This is a genomic window from Neoroseomonas terrae (genome assembly GCF_018129025.1).
Taxonomy (GTDB): Bacteria; Pseudomonadota; Alphaproteobacteria; order Acetobacterales; family Acetobacteraceae; genus Neoroseomonas; species Neoroseomonas terrae.
The window spans coordinates 110,354-131,409 of the sequence record NZ_JAAEDI010000008.1 but is presented as its reverse complement, the minus strand read 5'-3'; the positions used below and the strand labels follow the sequence as shown (position 1 = coordinate 131,409).

General features: G+C 71.7%; 4 protein-coding genes. All 4 read right to left on the bottom strand.

The genetic code is table 11. The annotated features are described in order from the left end of the window. Positions 1-24: 24 nt before the first annotated feature. Genes GXW78_RS09200 through GXW78_RS09185 form a run of 4 tightly spaced genes read right to left on the bottom strand, consistent with a single transcriptional unit; the run spans position 25 to position 20,859 of the window. A complete protein-coding gene (locus tag GXW78_RS09200) occupies positions 25-12,465 on the bottom strand; it encodes a non-ribosomal peptide synthetase/type I polyketide synthase (RefSeq protein WP_211868095.1) in 12,441 nt (4,146 codons plus the stop codon). Continuing rightward, positions 12,462-17,327 (bottom strand): non-ribosomal peptide synthetase, encoded by a 4,866-nt coding sequence (locus GXW78_RS09195; RefSeq protein ID WP_211868094.1) that lies wholly within the window; start codon positions 17,325-17,327, stop codon positions 12,462-12,464. The genes GXW78_RS09200 and GXW78_RS09195 overlap by 4 nt, the downstream gene beginning before the upstream one ends. Further along, on the bottom strand, positions 17,324-19,120 hold the full coding sequence (locus tag GXW78_RS09190; protein WP_211868093.1) for an ABC transporter ATP-binding protein: 1,797 nt from the start codon (positions 19,118-19,120) through the stop codon (positions 17,324-17,326). The genes GXW78_RS09195 and GXW78_RS09190 overlap by 4 nt, the downstream gene beginning before the upstream one ends. Beyond that, on the bottom strand, positions 19,117-20,859 hold the full coding sequence (locus tag GXW78_RS09185) for an ABC transporter ATP-binding protein (RefSeq protein ID WP_211868092.1): 1,743 nt from the start codon (positions 20,857-20,859) through the stop codon (positions 19,117-19,119). The genes GXW78_RS09190 and GXW78_RS09185 overlap by 4 nt, the downstream gene beginning before the upstream one ends. Between the last annotated feature and the right edge of the window lie 197 nt (positions 20,860-21,056).

Genomic DNA, 21,056 nt, shown 5'->3' with positions numbered 1-21,056 from the left:
CTTCGTCCGTCTCGAGAGGAAGGGTCAGAGCGCGCGGGCGCGCTGGCGCGCGGCAAGGCGCCGCGCCGGCTGCGGGCGGTGCGCTGAAGGCATCGGGCGGGCCGCCACGTCGGGCGCCGCTGTCGGTCGCGTCAGCCGCCGCAGATGGGCGGCGAGCGCAGCCGGCGTGGTGTGCTCGAACAGGTCCACCACGGGCAGCACGATGCCGAGTTCGGTGCGCAGAGCCTGGCAGACGCGGATGAGCGAGAGCGAGGTGGCGCCGGCCTCGAAGAAGTTCACGTCACGCGGGGTTGCGAGGCCCGTTTCGGCCTCCAGCGCGGCGATCACCAGGGCCTCGATGCGGTCCGGCGCTGACGTGGCCGCCGGGACGGCCTGCACGTCGCGGGGCGGCAGCAGCCGCGCCGGGGGTGCATGCGCGCGCGCGGGCGTCGCGCCGGTTTCCCGTAGCAGGGCCAACAGTGGCTGCGTCCAGGCGGCGTCGTCCGCGGCGAGGCGCTCCAGCAACCGGCGTTGCACCTCCACCATGGCGTCGAGCACGCCGGGTTCAAACAGCGCCTCCACGGCATCCCAGTTCCAGGCGAGCGCGCCGTCAACCTCACGCACCTGCTGGTCGATCCAGACCTGCGGCGTCTGGGTGATGCCCCAGCCCATGCGCCCGAGCGGCTGCCTCGCATCCCCCGCACCCGCGGCACCGAGTGCGGAGGTGAACACGACCGGGCAGACCACGCCGCGCGAGCGACCGGACCGGCGCGCGACTTCGCGGAGCACCCGCACCGCGGAGACCTCCGCATGGGCGAGGTCGTCGGCGATCCGCTGCTGCACGGCGCGCGCACGGCTCAGCAGGTCCGCGACCTCCTCACCGTCGCATTCCAGCAGGATCAGGGAGGTGAAGTCCCCGACCACGCGGTCGATGTCGGGATGCAGCGGCAGGCGCTGGAACAGCGTCAGGTTCAGCGTGAAGGCGGCGCTGCCGGCCTGGCTGCGCAACGCCTCCGCGTAGATCGCCAACAACACAGCATTGGGCGTGAGACCATGCTGCTGCGCGCGGCGGCGCAGCGCCTGCCACGCCACCGCCGGCAGCAGCCCGGCGCGGCGCGTGAAGCGCGGCGGGCCTTCCGGCACGGGACGCACCGCAAAGGCCGGCGCCGCCGGCATCGTCTCCAGCCGCTGCAGCCAATAATCCATGGCACGATGCCAGCGCGGCCCTCCTTCGGCCTCGCGCAGCGCCTGCACGTAGTCGCGGAAGTCGCAGCCAATCGGCGGCAGGGCCGTATCCGGGTCTGACGCCCGTGCGAGGATCCCCCACTCCGCGAGCAGCATGCCCATGCTGCGGCCGTCGAACAGCATGTTCTCCAGCGAAACGAACAACCGCAGCCCGCCATTGGCCCGCCGCAGCGCGCGCACCTCGAACAGCGGCCAGCGATCCGCGGGGCGCAGCTGATGCGACATCGCATCGCGGGCGGCCTCGGTCGCGGCGCTTTCGCCCGCCGCATCGGTCGCTTCCTGCAGCGGGATCGGAATGACCGGTACGGTCGGCAGGACGCGCTGGCGGCCATCCTCCCCCACCACCGTGCGCATCATCGGATGCCGTGCGATCAGGCGCCGCCAGGCGGCGTCCACCTGCGCATGGGTCAGGTCATCCACCTCGATCTCGATGTAGAGATGCGAGGAGACGCCGCCGAGCTCGAACTCGCCCTGCCGCCCGATCCAGTAGGCTTCCTGCACATCGGTCAGCGGGAAGGGCTCGTGGCGATCATGCGGCGCGGGCAGCAGCACCGGCGCGTCATCCGCCGTGACGGGAGCTTCCTCGGCGCGCCGTTCCACCTGCGCGGCGAAGGCCGAGAGTACCGGGTGCTCGAACAGGTCGCGCACCTGCACCGGGATGCCGCGCCGTTGGCGCAGCGCCTCGATGACGCGCACCGCGCTCAGGCTGTCGCCGCCCAGGTCGAAGAAGGATTGCGCGGCCTGCGCCGGCGCCACGCCGAGTACTTCCTGCCAGACCGCGGCGACGGTCGCCTGCATCCCGTGCAGCGTCTCTGCATCGGCCACGGCTGCACGACGCGGCGGCCGGGGCAACTGGCGGCGATCGACCTTGCCGGTCGGGCTGAGCGGTAGGGCCGGCAGTGCCATCACCGATTGCGGCACCATGTAGGCCGGCAGCCGCGTGGCGGCGAAGGCGCGCAGCACGCTCATCTCCGGCACCTGCACCGCGGGTGCCTGCTGGGCCAGCAGCAGCGCGAAATCGTCGCGCGCGGGGCTTGGGTGTATCGCCTCGGCCGCGGCGAAGCCGGCGCGATGCAACGCGCCGCGCCAATGCGCCGCCCCCATCTGCCAGACACGCATCGCGCGGCGCTGATCAGTGACGCTCGCCGCGCCTTCGCCCAGCAGCGCGATGGTGACGCGCTGCAGGTCGTTGTCCGCCGTCATCTCCGGGGCCAGCAGCAATCCGCCCGGCGCCAGCATCTCCCGCAGGCGCGGCAACTGCGCGGTGAGGTCCGTGGTGCGATGCAAGGCGTTGAACACGAGCACCGCATCCCAGCCGGCCGGCGCGATGCCCTGCGTGGCGAGTGGCCGCGCCGCATCGACGATGCGGAACTCGATCGCCGGATGGTCGCCGAGTCCGGCCGCGTTCAAGGTCGCCCGCGCCTCCGCGAGGAAGGCAGGGGAGACATCGGCAACGGTCAGTTCCCAACCGGTCTCTGGCAGGCTGCGCAGCAGGTCCACCGTGGTGAGGCCACGGCGCGCTTCCAAATGGAGGATGCGCAACGGCGCATCCGTCGCAGCCGCAATCATGCCCGCCAGGATACGGCAGCCGGCCGCGATCATCGCCAGCCCGGCCGGGCTGCCACGCGACAGCGATTCCGGCGACAGCACCGCATCGCCGGCGGCGAAGAACAGCGAGAGCGCATCTGCCTCGCCTCGCAGCACGGCCGCGCGTCGCGCCCCGTCATCCCGCAGCCGTCCGATCGGCGCGGTGTCGAGACCGAGCATGGCGCCGTCCGCCACCAGCGCATCCCAAGAGACATCGGCAAAGCCGTCCGGGGCGTGCAGCCCGTCACGCTGCGGCTTGAGGTCGCCGGCTTCGATCAGCAGCACGATCCAATCCGTCAGGACAGGCTGCATCGCGGCCGTCACGCCGAGGCGGGCCGGCGCGTCGCGCCGGTCGAGGCGCAGGCCCGATTGCCCGACCACACCCAGCACGCGAAGGCTGTCGCGCACGGCCTGCTGCGCCACGCGCGTCATCAGGCCACGCAGGGCGATCGCGTCGCCATGGCCGGGCAGATGCGCCAGGGACTCACGCGCAGCGTCCTGCGCCGCCGTCCATCGGGTTGCGGCATCCGCCTCCGGCATCCGCAGTGTGCGACGCAGCGGCTGCGCCGGGTCGTCGCCATCCTCGTTCAGCACCACCCAGGCCTGCAGGCGGCGCGTGCGGGATGTCTTGTCGGCGCCATCATCGGCCACCGCATCCGCGACGGCATTGGCGACGGCGGGATGCGCCGTGAGGGCGGCCTCGATCTCGCCGAGTTCGATCCGGTGGCCGCCGACCTTCACCTGCATGTCGCGCCGGCCGAGGAATTCCAGCGTGCCGTCCGGCCAGTACCGCGCGAGGTCGCCCGTGCGGTACAGGCGCTCGCCCGATTGCGGGTGCGGGTAGAAGCTGGCGGCGCTGCGTTCGGGATCGTTCTCATAGCCGATGGCGAGGCCGAGGCCGGCGATGTGGAGGTCACCTTCCACCCAGTCGGGGCGGTGCCGCAGCGCGCCATCCAGCACGTGATAGCGCTGGCTGGTCAGGGGGTAGCCGTAAGGGATGGACGACCACCCCTCCGCCACTTCCGTCACCTCGAACCAGTTGGACCAGATCGATGCCTCGGTGGCACCGCCCATGGCGATCAGCCGCGCATCGGCATTGGCCGCGCGGAAGCGGCCGGGCAGAGACAAAGGCACCCAGTCGCCCGACAGCAGAACGGTGCGCAGGCGCGCGAGCGCATCGCGATCGTCCTCCGTCACCAGCATGTCGAACAGCGCGGGCACAGAGTTCCAGACGGTCACGCCCTGGTCGCGGATCAGCCCGGCCCAGTGGGCGGGGTCGCGCCGCGCGCCGGCGTCGGGGAACACCACCGCCGCGCCGGCGGCGAAGGCACCGAACAGGTCGTAGACCGACAGGTCGAAGCCAAGCGCGGACAGGGCCAGGATGCGATCGGCACCGGTCACGCCGAACCGTGCATTGATGTCGAGCACGGTGTTCACCGGCCCGAGGTGATCGAGCAGTACCCCCTTCGGCGTGCCGGTCGAGCCCGAGGTATAGAGCAGATACGCCGGATCGCGGGGCTGAACGGGGCGCTGCGGCCGGGGCGCGGGGACGACCGGCACGGCTTCGTCCAGCACGGCGACGACCGGCGTGACAGACAGCCGTTCCAGCAGCGCGGCGAGCCGCGGTGGCAGGCTGCCCTCCGTGATCGCGATACGCACGCCCGAACCGCGCAGGATGGCTTCGAGCCGCGCATCCGGCTGCTCGGGATCGAGTGGCACGTAGACACCGCCACGGCTGAGGATGGCGAGCACCGCCAGCGCCTGGCAGGGCGACTTCTCCATCAGCACGGCGATGCGCTGGCCGGGCAGCGCGGCGTCCGTCGTCGCCGCCAGGCGTGCACCGAGCTCGAGCGCCGATGCCTCCAACCCCGCATAGGTCCAGCGGCGACCATCCGCGGCCACCAGCGCCGTGGCGTCCGGCAGGCGCGCGGCGGTGTCGAAGAACAGCTCATGCAGGCAGCGGTCCGGCAACGGCGCATCCGTGGCGTTAACCTGCCGCCGCGCATCGTGCTGACCGGGTGGCAGGAGGTCGCCCAGGACGTCCGACCAGGCATCATCGGCCGAACACAGCCGGCGCAGCAGGGCATCATGCGCCGCCGCCATCGCATCCAGCACGCCGGCGGGAAACAGGGCTTCGACCGCATCCCAGTTGCAGACCAGCGCGCCGCCGATCTCCATTACCTGGTGGTCCAGCCAGACCTGCGGCGTCTGGGTGATCGCATGCGCCTGATGCGCCATCAGCCCCGCTTCCTCACCCGCCACGCCGAACTGGCTGGTGAAGATGACGGGCATGATCACGCGCTCATCCTCGCTGCGCGCGCGATTGATGTGGCGCAGCACGTCCACCGCGTCGAAGGCGCGATGTTCCAGCGTCTCGAGCATGGTGGCATGCAACGCGGCCGCGGCCTCGCCGAAGGGCTGCGCGGTGGCGCGGTCCACCGGCAGCAGCGCGACCGCGGTGAAGTCACCGATCAGGCGCGCCATGCCGGGGTGCCACGGCCTGCGGTCGAACAGTGTCAGGCCGAGGGTGAAGGCGGGCAGCGCGCTCCAACGGGCCACCACCTCGGAGAACACGGAAAGGAGGAAGGAGGCCGGCGTCAGGCCGCGCGCCGCCATGCGCCGCTTCGCCTCGGCCCATGGCGCGGCGGCCATGGTGGTGCGGCGGCGGGTGAAGCGCGGGGCGGCGATGCTCTCCGGCCGGATCGCGGTGGGCAGGCGCGGCGGCGGCGGCAGATCGTCGGCGCGCGCTTCCCACCAGAGCCGGTCGGCATCCCGCTGCCCGGCGAGCCCGCTGCGGGGGTCGTCGCAGGCGAGAACGTAGTCCCTGAAGCTGAGCGTGACGGGCGGTAGCCCCGCCGCAGCCGCGTCGCCGCCATGGCGCAGCAGGGCCTCCAGCTCCGCGAGCAGGATCTGGCCGGACGTCGCATCCGCGACCAGAAGGTCGATGCTGAGATGCAGTCGCGACTGCGTATCCGACAGATGCGACACGCGCAGGTCGAACAGCGGCCAGGAATCGGCGGCATGCACCTTGTGGGACAATGCCTCGCGCCAGGCGTCGAGCTGCGCCGCGGTGGCATCCGGCACGGCGCCGGCCAGGTCCTGCACCGTCACAGCGAAACGCGGGACATCCGCGAGGATGCGCTGCCGCCCTGTCCGGTCGAACACCAGCCGCAGCGCGTCATGCCGCTGGATCAGCAGGTTCCAGCAGGATTCCAGCAGTGCCGGATCGATCCTCGGCAGATCGAATTCCAGATAGGCGTGGCAGGCGACGTTCCCCAGCACCAGCCCCGGATTGCGCCCCACCCAATAGGCGTGCTGCAACGGCGTCAGGCGGAAGGGCTCGTGGCGGGATGCCGCGTCGGGCTCGATCACGAAGCCGCCGGCAGCCGGCTCGCCGGCATTGCCCAGATGCCCGGCGAGGGCCGCGATGGTCGGTGTTTCGAAGACGGCACGCAGCGGCAGGTCCTGGCCGGTCGCCGCCTTCACGCGCTGCGCGATGTCCATGGCCAGGATGGAATCCATCCCGAGCGCCAGCAGGTTGGTGTCGGGCGTGAGTGTCGCAGGGTCGGCGCGCAGCGCCTCGGCGACCAGCAGGGTCAGCCTCTCGACAGGGCTGCCGGTCAGGGCGCCCGGCGCCTGCGATGTTTCGGGCAGCGTCGCGAGCGATCCGAACAACCCTGCCCCGGTGACGCTGTCATGCAGGGCCGAGAAGCGATCCCAGTCGATGTCCGCGCACACCGTGCTCGTCCCATCCATCAGCGACGGCAGCCGTTCCAGATACCAGCCCGGATCGGCGGCGCGGATGCCGGCGACGGCCAGCGCCTCGCGCGCCGCCGGATCGGCGGCCATGCCTTCGCCGTCCCACGGGCCCCACGCGATGGCGGTGCCCGGCAAGCCTTGCGATCGCCGCTCCGCCACCAGCGCATCCTGGAAGGCATTCACGGCGGCATAGCCCACCTGCCAACGGGACCCCCAGACGCCGGCAATGGAACTGCACAGCACGAAATGGTCGAGCGCCACGCCCTGCGTCGCGCGGTCCAGGTTCACGCTGCCGTCGACCTTGGCCTCCGCCATGCAGCGATACTGCGCGGCGGTGTCGTCCCAGAGCGGTCCCCACAGCCCAAGACCTGCCGCGTGAAACACGCCGCGCAGCGGGGGGCCGTTCCGCAGACCGGCTACCAGCGCCTCCACCTCCGCCAGCCGCGCGATGTCGCAGGCGGCGGCGGTGACGGTCGCACCCGCCTCCCGGAGTTCCGCCATCAGCGCCTGCCCGGCCGCGTCGGGCGCGCGCCGTGCAGCGAGCACCAGATGACGCGCGCCGAGCGTGACGAGCGTTCGGGCGATGGCCCCGCCGATCGCGCCGAAACCACCGACGATGAGATAGGTGCCATCCCCACGGATCGCCGCCTTCCCGCGCGGCATGGCGCGTTCGATGCGCGGCCGCAGCATTTGCGCGCCGCGCCAGGCGCTCGCGGCCGGTGCGGCGAGAAGGTGCCCAAGCCTGTTCGCCTCAAGGGTCGCGGCGTCGATATCCGCGATGCGCACCGTGATGTCCCGGCACTCCGCCATCAGCGACCAGGTCGCGCCCCAAGCCAGTGCTGCCGCCGCGCGCGGCGTGTCATCCGCCTTCGCGGCGACCGCGCCGCGCGTGATGACGTGCAACGCGCATCCCGCGTGGGTCCGGTGAAGCTGGTCGGCGACCGCGATTAGTTCCTCGACCACCGCATGATCGGGCGCATCGCCGAGGTCGAGCGCCCGGAGGAACAGCACGCGATCACCCGGCTGCAAGGCGGCGGCGAGGCCGCGCGCATCGCGGCCGTCGACGGCGCTGACCGCGACACCGCTCGCGCGAAGCTGCGGCAACAGCTTCGCTGCTTCCCCGCCGTGATCGGGCACGATGACGAGGCGCTGCGGCGCGATCGGCGAGGGGGCCTCTGCGGCAGCCCAACGCATCCCGTACAGACCGTCTGTCGCCGGCGCCGATATCGCGCGCGGCGCAAAGCCGTACCAATGCGGCAGGTGCTGGAACGGGTAGAGCGGCAAGGCTTCAGGCGCCGGGAGCGGACCGGGCGAGGCAACGTCCCAGTCGGGCGATGCCCCGGCCGTGTAGAGCGCGGCCAGCGTTCCGGCCACGACCGCAGCATCCTCGCGCGCCGGATCGAGGCTTGGGAACATGGAGGGTCCGGTGACGGCGGGCCAGGCACGTCGTGCCATCGGCGTCAGCACCGGGCGGGGGCCGATCTCAACCAGCACGTCGCAACCGAGATCCCGCATCGAGGCCAATGCGGCGGCGAAGCGCACCGGCTGACGGGCATGCGCGGACCAGTAGCCGCCGGACGCCAGCTCCGCCGGTGCGACGGGCGCGCCATGCACGCCGGACACGAAGACCGCGCGTTCCTCCCCGGCGACGATGCCATCCCCGGCGTCGCGCAGGGCGCCCAGCACCGGGTCCATCATCGGGGAATGGAAGGCGTGCGAGACATCGAGGCGCTGGTGCAGCACCTTGCCCGCGGCGGCGCGGCGCGCGAGTTCCTCGATCTGTGCGATCTCCCCCGCCATGACCATGGCGTCGGGCCCGTTCGCGGCGGCGAGCGATACGCCCGCGAGACCCTGCGCCAGCGCGGTGGCCTGGTCCTCGGTCGCGCGCAGCGCCAGCATCGCGCCGGCCGGCAGCGCCTGCATGAGCCGCCCGCGTTCGGCGACGAATCGTGCGGCATCCGTGAGGCCGATCTGGCCACAGATCACCGCGGCGGCGAACTCCCCGACCGAATGGCCGGCCACGACGGCGGGGCGAACGCCCAAGGCCTCCCACATCCGTGCCAGCGCGTATCCCACGGCGAAGATCGCCGGCTGTGCCATCGCGGTCTGGCGAAGGGCCTCCCCATCGGCGCCGAGGATCGCGGACCGGATGGATTGGGCGAGCCATGGCCGCAACGCCGCATCGGCCTCGTCCAGCGCGCGCCAAAAGGCGGGGCTCTCGGCCAGCAGCGACCGCGCCATGCCGGCGTATTGCGCCCCCTGGCCGGTGAAGAGGAAGCCGATGCGCGGCGGCGCGCTGACTTCCAACGGCAGCAGCCGTTGGAGGGACGACAGCAGGGATTCCCGATCCGACCCCACCGCGCAGCCGCGCCAGTCGAGATGCATCCGCTGCCGCGCGGCGCCGCGGCACAGCGCGGCGATGTCGTCGGTGGTCTCGATCCGCGACGTCCAGGCCGCGCGCAGCGCCTCGAATGCCGGGGCGCTGCGGGCCGAGAGCGGCAGGACCAGGTGCGGGGCAGGCCGGCGCGGCTCGGCCGCCGCCCGCGCAGGCGCCTGCTCGATGATGGCCTGCGCGATGGTGCCGGAGAATCCGAAGGAGGCGACCATCGCGCGACGCGGGCGATCATGCCGCGGCCAGGGTTCCGCAAGTTCCGGCAGCGCCGCGGGAATGCGCGACAGGTCGATCGCCGGATTCAGGCGGCGCATCGGATGTGGCGGGACGGTCCCACGGCGCATCGCGGCGACGGTGCGGATCAAGCCGGCAATCCCGGCTGCGGCCTCGAGGTGCCCGATCGCAGTCTTCGCCGTGCCGAGCAGCAGGGGCTTCACGCGCCCACTCGGCGCGAAGACGTCCGCGATGGAGCGGAACTCGATCGGGTCGCCCAGCCGCGTGCCGGTGCCGTGCAACTCGACATAGTCGATCTCGGCAGGCCGCAGATGCGCGCGGCTCAGCCCATCGCGCATCAGCGCGACGCGCGCAGTGGCGTCCGGCACCGTCAGCCCGCTGCGCGCGCCTTCCTGGCGCAGTCCCGTACCGGCAATTACGGCATGGATGCGCACACCCTGGGCGACGGCATCGGACAGGCGTTGAAGCACGACGAAGCCGCAGCCTTCGCCTCGCGCATAGCCGTCGGCATCGGCGTCGAACGTCTTGCACGCCCCATCGGCCGACAGCATGCCGGCCCGGCGGAGTGCCGCCTCGATCTCCGGCGCGACCAGCACCTGCACGCCGCCGGCCAGGACCAGGTCGGTGTCCCCGGCGCGCAGGCTGCGGCAGGCGAAGTGCAGCGCGGCCAGCGAGGAGGAGCAGGCGGTATCCACCGTGACCGCCTCACCCTCCAGGCCAAGGATGTGCGCCAGCCGGCCCGCCGCGGCAGCCGGCGCATTGCCGGTGCCGTAATGCGCATCGAAGGCGGCGGGGTCGTCGGTGCCGAAAGGCAGCGTGCCGTACTCGCCACCTGTCATGCCGAGATAGACGCCCGCTGCCTTGCCCTTGAGCGAGGCAGGCGGAACGCCGGCATCCTCCAGCGCGTGCCACGCGGTCTCCAGCACCAGGCGATGCTGGGGATCGAGCGAAGCGGCCTCGCGCGATGAGATGCGGAAGAAGGCGGCGTCGAAGCCTTCGATGGCCTGAAGCAGATGGCCTTCGCGAGTGCTTCCGTGGCGCGTCTCCGCACGAATGGCGGGCGTACCGTCCAGTAGCATGTCGAGGAACGCGCCCGGATCGCGCCGGTCGCCCTGCGCGCCGCCGGGGAAGCGGCACCCCATGCCGATGATCGCGATAGCTTCCTCACCCCCCTTGCGCGGCTGGGTTGCGACGGGGGCAGGTGTCGCGTCCCGCTGTGCGAGGAGGGTGAGGAGATGGTCGGCCAACCGGCCAAGCGTGGGACTCTCGAAGGCGGCGAGTTCCGGCAGGGTCACCCCGAGACGCGCCTGCAACCCGGCCGCCAGCTCGACAGCCGAGATGGAATCGAGGCCGAGATCGAAGAAGCCGGCATCTTCCGGCAGCCGATAGCCCGATGCCTGGCCGAGCAGCGGGGCCAACGCTTCGCCGATCGCATCCATCAGCAGCAGGCGACGCTGCGCCGGCCCGGCGCGCTTCAGACGGTCGGCGAGATCGTCCGTGCGGGGCACGGCGGCTTGTGGTGTGACCACGTCATCCACCCACCGGCGTTCCGCCACCAACGGGATCTCACCGGCGAGCCAGGCGCGGCGCATCTCCAGCCGGCGGATCTTGCCGCTGGTCGTCCGGCGCAGCATGCCCTGGCGAATCAGGCCGACGGCGTGCGGCAGAAAGCCGTGCTCCGATGCGACGGCAGCACGCAGCGCGTCGATCAGTCGCTCATCATCGGCGGGGGCCGCTCGCGCCGCCTCCGCCAGCACGACCGCGGCTTCGCCGGCCGGCGTCTCGATGCTGAAGCACACGGCGCCATGCGGCAGCAGCCGCGCGTCGAAGCCTTCCAGCGTGTGCTCGATGTCGGCGGGGTAGTGGCACTTGCCGCGTAGGATGATCGCATCCTTGGTGCGGCCGGTGACGCAGAGCCGCCCGTCCAGCACGAATCCCAGATCGCCCGTGCGGAGATAGCGGCCGATCTCGGTGCCGTCGCCGGCCCGCAGCGCGGCCCGGAAGAATTCTTCATTCAGCGTCGGCCGGTTCCAGTAGCCCGGGCCGACGGAACCACCGCGCAGCCAGATCTCGCCGACACCGCCTTCCTGCTTCTCCGTGCCGGTGGCGGGATCGACGATGCGCAGGTCCAGCCCGACAAAATCGTCGCCGCTGGTCGCATAGGCGCGGCTTGCCGTCGCATCCGGCGCCGCCGGAACGGCCTGGCCGCCGAGCAGCGCCGCCGTATCCAGGTGCAGCGGGTCGAGCCCGCGGCGAACGCGCGTACCGCTGGCGATCAGCGTGGCTTCCGCCAGGCCGTAGGACGGGCAGATCGCCTCTGCGCGCAGGCCGGCGGCGCTGAAGCGATCCAGGAACGCCTTCACCGTCGCGGGCCGGATCGGCTCCGCGCCGATCACCACGGTATCCACGCTCGACAGGTCCAGGCCAGGCAGCGCCTCCTCCGGAATGCGGCGAACGCAGAGGTCCAGCGCGAAGTTCGGCGTCGGCATCAGCGTGCCGCGATGCTCGGTGACCAATTGCAGCCAGAGCAGCGGGTCCTGCGCGAAGCGCGCCGGCGACAGCAGGACCGAGGTGCCGCCGAAATGCAGCACGTGAAGCACGCCGCCGATCAGCCCCATATCGTGATAGAGCGGCATCCAGTTGACCATCACCGTATGCGTGCCGCTGGCGGTGATGCGTTCGATCGCGCGAAAATTGTCGAGGAGCGCGGCGTGGGTGTTCATCACGCCCTTCGGGTCGCCGGTCGATCCCGAGGTGTATTGCAGGAAGGCGATATCCTCCGGCTGCGGCGGAGGCAGCTCCGCGCGATCGCCGTCATCGACATCGTCCAGGAAGAAGGGGCGCAGCCCGTGGGTCGCTGCGAACTCCGCGAAGGCGGCGCCGGATTCCGCGGCGATGGCCCGGGTGGTGACGATGCCGCAGGGCGTCGCATCGCGGGTGATCGGCACGACCTTGTCGAGCACGCGACGCACGCGCGACGGACCCGGCAGGTTGACGGGCACGGCGATGACACCGGCGCGGAAGCAGCCGAGCATCGCCTCGACGTACTCAAGTCCGGTCGGCAGCAGTAGCAGGACGCGCTGGCCGCGCGGGAAGGCGCGGTGCAAGGCGGCAGCGACGCATTCCAGTCGGCGACGCAACGCCGCGTAGCTGCGCTCGCCGGCCGGCGCGCCCGGGGCACCGCCAAAGCGCAGCGCGACATGGTCGCCGCGCCGCGCCGCATGGTCGGCGATGCGGGCGGCAAGATCAGGGAAGGCACCGGTCGTCACTGCGCGGCCTCCGGCAGACTGGTCATTGCGTGCATTGAGATGAAGCCGCGGATGGCCTCGGCGATGGCGGCGACGCTTTCGCGATCGCGCAGCAGCGACCAATGGTCGGCGGCGATGCGATGGTCGTGCCGGGGGCCGGCAAGGATGCCGCGCCACGCGGGTTCCGGTCGCGGCCAGTCGGCCTCGCGCCGATCGGCCCATAGACAAAGCGCGGGACAGGCGAGCGGTGCCGGCGCGAAGGCGGCGAGCGCGGCGAGCTGCGCCGCAACGACATCGCGCAGCCATTGCGGTGCCTGGTGGGCGAGGGCCTCGGCGCGCGTGGCGAAGACCTCATGGCGCTGCCAATCAACGGGATCGAGCAGCACGAGACCTGCGGCGTCGCAACGCGATGCGACCGCAGCCGCCAGCACCGCGCCGGACGACCAGCCGCCGATCAGGATGCGGCGGTCGGCAGGGATGGCGTGGAGAGCATCGCGCAGCATCGCCTCGGCCGTGGCGAAGGGATCGGCCAGGAACGGCGCGGGATCGCGGGAGGCGATGTCGAAGGCGCGGATCTCAACCGCGTCGCCCACCGCCGCCTGCAGATCGGCAAAGATCAGCGGTGATCCATCACTGCCGGGGAACAGCACCAGCAAGGGCCGATCCGCACCGGCCGGGGCCGACGGGGCTGCATCGAGCAGCGCGGCGAGGTCCGCCAGCACCGGCGTCTCGAACACCGCGCGCACCGGCAGTTCCGCGCCCAGCGTCTCCCGAACACGCTGCACCAGCCGGATTGCCAGCAGGCTGTCGCCGCCGCTGCGGAAGAAATTCGCCTCGGCGGATCGGATCGGGGTGGCGAGCAGCGACGACCAGATCTCCGCCAGGGCGCGTTCGGTGAGGCTCTGCGGCGCACGACCCGCCTCCTGTACCGCCGCGTCGGCACGGGGCACCAACGCGGCCAGTGCCTTGCGGTCCACCTTGCCGTTGGCGCTGAGCGGCAGGTGATCCAGAACGCGCAGGAACGCCGGCAGCATGTATCCGGGCAGCCGCTGCGCGGCGTGTTCGCGCAGCGCGGATGGATCGGCGCCGCCATGGCGCTGTGCGAGGATGACATGCTGGCCGATGGCCAGCGCGTCACCGGCCGCGTGCAGCAGGTCGAACCCGGCCTCGTGCAGCGCGGCCCGCCATGCCGTGGCGTCGAGCAGCGGCAGGCCGGCATCGCGCCTGAAATCGGCGAAGGCCGCGAAGCCTTCGAGGAAGCCGCCCGTGATCATCTGCACCGGCGTGTTCCGCGTCGCCTCGATCAGAAGCAGGCGCCCGCCCGGCGCGAGCAGGCCGCGCAGCCAGCCGAGCGTCCGCGGCAGGTCCTGCGCGTCATGCAGCACGTTGGACGCGATGATGAGGTCGAAGGCTTCGCAGGGCAGCGACTGCGATGCCGGGTCGGCATTGATGTCGAACCGCCCGACCGACAAGGCGCCCGACGCGCCGAAGCGGTCGCGCGCCGCGTCGAGGAAGAACAGCGACACGTCGGTGAAGTGGTAGCGCAGGCCCGGCGCCTCCAGCACCGGCATCACGGGCGCGGTGGCCGAACCGACGCCGCCGCCGACTTCCAGCACGCGCAGGGGTGCGGGCCGGTCCGCGGCGGCCATCATGGCGGCGGCGATGCTGCCCAGCGCCTCCGCGGCGGGGTTGTGGCGATACAGGCTGTCCGCGTGCTCCAGCCCGGCGCCGGGGAACAGCAATTCCAGCGGCGCCTGCTCGCCGGTCAGCAGCGGCTCCAGTTTCTCGGCACAGGCGATGATCCAGCCCGCCAGCATCTCGGCGCCGGGCCAGGCAGGCTGCGCGCGCAATGCCTCGCACGCTTCCACCAAATCGCCAGGCTCCTCGGGCAACTGCCGCCACTGCCGCAGCAGGATGGCGAAGCGCGGGTCGGGCCGGAATGCACCCGCATCCAGCCGCCCCAGCGCATGCGCGACGGCGATGCGCGCCACCCGGTCCGCGGCGGCCTGGAACGCCCGCACCCGATCCAGCAGCGGCGTCGATGCGGCGGTCTCGGCCGCCGCGCCGGCCGCCGCGACGGCACCGGCATCGGTGGGTGGGGCCAGCGGCGCATCACGCTCATCCAGCATGAAGGCGGCGATCTGCCGCGCGCCGGCGTCGCGCTCGACGACGATCGCCACCGCCTCCCGCACGCCGGGCGCCTCGGCGAGCACGGCCTCGACCTCGCTGAGTTCGATCCGATGCCCGGCGATCTTCACCTGGGTGTCCTCGCGGCCGAGGAACTCCAGCATTCCGTCCGGCCAGTAGCGCGCGAGATCGCCGGTGCGGTATAGCCGCTCACCCGTATCCGTGGCCGTGATGAAGGCGCGCTCGGTCTGGACCGCGTCCTTCCAGTACCCTTCCGCGAGACCGGAACCGCCGATGTGCAGGTCGCCGACCACCCAGTCAGGCCGGTCGCGCCCTTCCCGATCCAGCACGCGATAGGATTGGTTGGCGAGGGGGAAGCCGTAGGGGATGCTCCGCCATTCCGGGGGCACGCGATCGACGTCGATCAGGTTCGACCAGATGCTGGCCTCGGTCGCGCCGCCCATGGCGATGAAGCGCGAGGCGGGGGCGACGGCCCGCAGCCGCGCGGGCTGGCCCAGCGGGATCCAGTCGCCACTGAGCAGCGCCGTGCGCACCGGCAGCGCCGCGCCGTTGGCGGCGTCCAGCAACAGGTCGAGCAGCGCGGGCACCGAGTTCCACACCGTCACGCCATGCCGGCGCAGCAGATGCAGCCAGTGATGGGGGTCGAGCCGCCGGTCATCCTCGCAAAGCACGATCGCAGCGCCGGCCGCGAGCGGGCCGAAGATGTCGTAGACAGATAGATCGAAGCCGAGGGAGGATAGCGCCAGCACGCGGTCATCCGCGCCCATCGCGGTGCGGTCGTTGATGTCCGCGACGGTGTTCCACGCAGCGCCATGGCGGATGGCGACACCCTTCGGGCGTCCCGTCGATCCCGAGGTGTAAAGGATGTAGGCCAGCGCATCCGGATCGACGCCGACATCGGGCACAACACCGGCGATGGCATCGGCGAGCGGCGCGATCCGTACCGGCCAGTCGACGTCCGACCGCGAGCTTACCAGCGCCGCGGCCCCGACGTCCTCGAGGATCAGGCGCAGCCGTTCCGCCGGAATGTCGGTGGCAACAGGAACATACGCCGCGCCAGCGCGCAGCGTGCCCAGCACGGCGGCGATCTGCGACGGGCCGCGGGGCAAGGACAGGACGACGCGGCTGCCGGGGGCCACACCGGTTTCGTGCAGCCGCCGCGCCATTGCGGCGGAGATGCGTGTCAGCCGGTCATAGGTCCAGCTCTCGTCGCGCCAGATCAACGCCGCGCGATCGGGATCGGCGGCGGCACGGCGCAGGAAGCCGTCATGCAACAGACGGGGCGGGATGTCCCGGTCTGTGGCGTTCGCGGCGTCCCGCACCGCGCGCTGCGCCGCTGGCAGAAGTGCCGGGACGGGCGAGTCCCATGCCGCCTCATCCTCGCAGAAGCGGCCGAGCAAGGCGCGATAGGCGGCGAACATCTCCGCGACCATGCCGTCCGGGAACAGCGCGTCGATGGTGATCCAGTTGAACACCAGCGCGCCCTGGCGGACCATCGCCTGGTGGTCGAACCACACCTGCGGCGTCGCGGTGTAGACGATCTCCGGTTCCGGCAGCAGCGGCGGGCCATCGCCACCCGGCGAGGCCAGCGCGTCGATGTCGAGGCCGAGCAGGCTGGTGAACACCACGGGCATCGGCGTGCCACGCCCCCCGCCGTCGCGCCGGCCCAGCTCGCGGATCACCTCAATGCCGCTGAAGGCGCGATGGGACAGCGCCTGCCAAGTCTCCATCTGCATCCGCCGCGCGCGCTCGGCGAAGCTGGCACCGGCCTGCGGCGCCGAACGTGGAACGAGCACGACCGAGGTGAAGTCACCGACCATCCCATCGACCTCGGGATGCAGCCTCTCACGGTGAAAATGCGTGAGGTTCAGGCAGAAGGCGTCCTGGCGGGACCACTGCCCCAACACCTCGGCGTAGCAGGCGAGAAGCGCGGCCGAGGTGGTCAGGTTGCGCTTCGCGGCAAACGCCTCGAAGCGGCGCCACGCCTCTGCCGGCACGGTGTCGTGGCGGCGGATGAAGTCAGGGCGCGCAATGCTATGCGGCGCGACGGCCAGCGGCAGTTGCGGCGCCGCCGGCAGGTCGGGCAGCCGCGCCATCCACCAATCCCGATCGGCGGCGTGGCGCGCCGCATCGCCGAAGGCGCCGCGCCCCAGCACGTAGTCGCGGAAGGACAGCGACAGCGGCGGCAGCGTCGTGTCCGGCCTAGCGTAGAGCCGTTCGAGCTCGCCGAGGATGATGTGGAAGCTCTGTACATCGACGGTGAGGAGATCGAGGTCGATGTGCAGCCGGATCTCATCCGCCGCCATCCGCGTCGCGCGGATCTCGAACAGCGGCCATTGCGATGCATCCGGCACGCGCTGCTGCATCGCCTCGCGCGTCGCGGCCAGCCGATGCGCCCGCGCATCCGGCGAGAGCGCGACATGATCCGCCATGGCGATCGGATGATGCGGCACGTCGGCCAGGATGCGCTGCGTCCCGTCCGGCAGGACGATGGCGCGCAGCATGTCGTGCCGCGCCACGACCTGGTTCCACGCGTGCTCCAGGCGCGCGAGATCGAGCGCCCCAAGCTGCCACTCGAAGTAGGCATGGCAGGACACGTTGCCGAGTTCGAGCGTGGAATCGCGTCCGATCCAGTAGGCGTATTGGATGTCGGTCAGCGGAAAGGGCGCATGACGCTGCGCCGGGTCGGGCGTCAGGGCGGGCGCGCGGCGCGCCGGCGCAACGGCGTGGTTCATCCGGCGGCTCCAGGCAGCAGAAGGGGCGGGGCGTCAGAGTCGATACGGCGCCAGCCCGGGGCCTGCCGCAGCGCCGCCCAGAGTTGGGCATAGGCGCCGCCGCCGGCGCGCAGCGCCTCGTGGCTGCCCTGTTCGCGGAGCGTGCCGTGTTCCAGCACCACGATCTTCGCGGCACCACGCACGGTCCAGAGCCGGTGCGCGATGACCAGCACGGTGCGGCCGCGCGTCAGCTCGGCCAACGCCTCCTGCACCAGGCGCTCATTCTCGACGTCCAGCGAGGACGTCGCCTCATCGAGCACGACGATCGGGCTGTCCTTGAGGAACAGCCGCGCCAGGGCCAAGCGCTGGCGCTCGCCGCCGGACAGCGCGGCGCCGGCATTCTGCAGCACGGTGTCGAGCCCCTCCGGCAGCCGCGCCAGCAGATCCTCGCAGCGCGCGGCGCGCAGCGCGTCGCGCATCTCCGCCTCGGTCGCGTCAGGCCGGCCGATACGCAGGTTGTCGCGAAGGGACAGCGAGAAGTGCACGATGCTCTGCGAGACCACGCCGATCAGCTCGGCAATGCGCGCCGCCGGCAGATCGCGCAGGTCCACGCCGCCGATGGTGATGCGCCCGGCCTCCGGGTCCCATTCGCGCGCCAGCAGCCGGGCGATGGTGGTCTTGCCGGCGCCCGTCGCACCGACGATGGCGGTGACGGCGCCGGCCTCCGCGGTGAAGGACACGCCGCGCAGCACCGGCGTGGCGCCATAGCCGAAGACCACATCCTCGAACCGGATGGTGGCATCGGGCGGCAGCGATGCGTCGTTCGGCGCGGCCATGAGCGGCACGGCGAGGATCGCATCGACCCGGTCGATCGCCACCTCCATCTGCCGCACCATGGCGGAGAAATCGACCGCTTCGGCCAGCGGCGCGAACAGCCGCACCGCGACCAACAGCAGCAGCAGCGCACCGGCCGCACTCAGGCTGCCGGCCACCAGCCGTTCGCTGACCAGCGCCAGCAGCAGGCCCGTGCCGAGCGCCAGCGCGACGGGTGCCGCGCTGGCGGGCACCACGAAGCGCATGGTGATGTCGCGCCCGCTGTCACGCGCCGCGGCCAGCGCGGCGTCCATCTCCCGCAGCCGGCCGGTGGCCAGGTTGAAGGCGCGGACCACCTGGATGCCGCGCACGAATTCCAGCAACCGGCCGTTGAGCTTTGCCATGGCGGCGCTGCGCCGTTCGCTCGCGCCCCGCAACATGCGCTGGCAGGCGGCGAGGATGAGCAAGGCCAGCGCCAGCGCGCCGGACAGCACCAGCCCCGCCATCGGTTCCACGGCGAAGGCTGCGGCGATGCCAAGCAGTGGCAGCGTCGCGGCGGCGACGAAGCGCGGCAGCAGCAGGCCCGGCATGATCTCGATCGCGGTGACGTCCTGCATCAGCACGGCGGTCACATCGCCGGTGTCGCGGCCGCGCAGGTATCCCACCGGCAGGCGGGCGAGATGGTCCACCAACCGCGCACGAAGCCGCGCCGTCAGGCGATATCCCGCTCCGTATCCGAGGTCGGCGGCGCGGTTCGCGCAGAAGCCCTGGCCGAGATAGGCAACCAGCAGCAACAGGCCGATCCACAGCGGCGCAAGGGGGCCGCTCAGCCACTCCGGCAGGCGCTGCCGCGCTGGGTCCAGCACGGGCAGCAGGGCGGCGAAGATCATCGCCATCGGCAGTACGAGGCAGAGATTCTCCGCCAGTCGCCACAGGATGGCGCGGCGGATCGCCGGGCCTTCTTCACCGGCGACGCGGAGGAGCTGGCGGATCGCCTTCATGGCTCGGCTCCCACGGGCATGGCCGGGGTTACTTCCCAGGCAAGGTTCGCCTGCTGGATGCGCCACAGCGCGGCGTAGCGCGGCAGTGTGGCGAGCAGTTCCTCATGCGTGCCGGCGCCCAGCACGCGGCCACCCTCGACCAGCACGATGCGGTCGCACTGCGTCACGCTGTCCAGGCGGTGGGACACGATGACGACCGTGCGCGGGCCGACCAGACGGCCCACCGCATCCTGCAGCGACGCCTCATGCAGCGGGTCGATGAAGCTCGTCGCTTCGTCCAGCACCAGGATCGGCAACCCGGCGAGCAGGGTGCGCGCCAGGGCGATGCGCTGCCGTTGGCCGCCACTGAGGCGGGTGCCGCCCTCGCCCACGCGCGTGTCGTAGCCCTGCGGCAGGTCGCGCACGAAGGCATCGCAATGGGCGGCACGGGCGGCCTGCTCGACCTCGGCATCCGTTGCGCCGGCGCGGGCGAGGCGAATGTTCTCGCGGACCGTGTCGTCGAACAGGAAGATCGTTTGCGTCATCACGCCGACCAGCCGCGAGACCGCCTCCGGCCCGGCCCCCGCGATGTCCTCGCCACCGATGGTGATGCGACCCGCGCTGGGGTCGAGGCTGCGATCGAGCAGGCGCACCAGGCTGGTCTTCCCGGCGCCGGACGGACCGACGATCGCGGTGATAGCGCCTGCGGGAATGGTCAGGTCGATGCCGTCCAGCAGGCGGCAACCGCCCTGGTCGAGCGCGACGCCCTCGAAGACGATGTCGCCCGCCTGCAGCGCGGCCGGTCCGGCAGGCGCGGTGGTCGCCGGCGCATCCAGCAGCGCCGTGATCTTCCGTTCGGCCTGCTGCACGCGCAGGAGGATCTCGGTGTAGAGGGCGAGCTTCAGCAGGGGTTGGCCGAAGCCGGTCGCCGCGAGCAGGCAGAAGATGAAGGTCGGGATGTCGATCAGCCCTGCCGCGTGCAGCCACAGGCCGAGCGGCAGGGCGAACAGCGGCGCCGCGCCGATGATCACCGAGTAGAAAATCCAGGGCGGCATCCATTCCCGCCGCCAGGCCTCGGAGAATTCGTAGAGTTCGCGGATCTGGCGCTGCATCCCGTCGCGGATCAGCGCGGCGCCGCGCGCGGTGCGCAGCGTCTCGAGCCCCTGGACCATCTCCACGGCTGCCGCGTTCACCTTGCTGATGCGGCCGAAGTAGCTTCCGATCTTGGTGCCGTGGCCCCGCATCATCAGCATCTGCGCGAGGCTCGCGAGCGGAATGACGGCGAGCACCGCGAGCGCCATGCGCCAGTCGGCCCAGAACATCACGCCGGCCAAGGCGAGGATCGTCGCGACGGAGGACACCACGTCCGGCAATTGGTGGCTGGCGAACAACTCGACGGCCTCCACCTCCTCGTTCAGCACGCGCTTGATGGTGGTGGTCTGGCGCGTGGTGAAGTAGCCCAACGGAAGCGTGGCGAGGTGCCGCATCAGGCGCCGACGCAGGTCGAACAGCAGGTCGAAGGCGGCGTGATGCGCGATGCCGGTGGAGGCCCCCAGAGCGGGGCCCTGGAGCAGCAGCGCGACGAAGGCGGCGATGGCGAGGGCCGGAACGTGATCGCCCTGGCCCGCCGCCGCCGCGGCGATCATGGCTGCCAGCAGCAGCAGCGGCGCGACGGCGCAGATCGTGCCGACAATGGCGAGGAGGCAGGCGATGGCCAGCCGCCAGCGAACCGGCGCAACCAGGCGGAGCAGCGCCGGCATGCCGGCACCCGCCGCTGTCCCGGCCGGGGAAGCGGGCTCTCCTGCCGCGGGCTTCGCTACCACACCACTCTCCCATCAGTCGCCGTCGTGGGAGCGGATGGTTATGGGAGGGTCCGTCGGCCCACCACCGGAAGCCGGGCCGCCGATGACCGGGATTCGAACCAACTGGGCCGGCCACACGACAACTCTATTTGATA

Coding starts and splice junctions, on each gene's coding strand:
- GXW78_RS09190 (WP_211868093.1), bottom strand. CDS start 19,120: ATGAAGGCGATCCGCCAGCTCCTCCGCGTCGCCGGTGAAGAAGGCCCG.
- GXW78_RS09195 (WP_211868094.1), bottom strand. CDS start 17,327: ATGAACCACGCCGTTGCGCCGGCGCGCCGCGCGCCCGCCCTGACGCCC.
- GXW78_RS09185 (WP_211868092.1), bottom strand. CDS start 20,859: ATGCCGGCGCTGCTCCGCCTGGTTGCGCCGGTTCGCTGGCGGCTGGCC.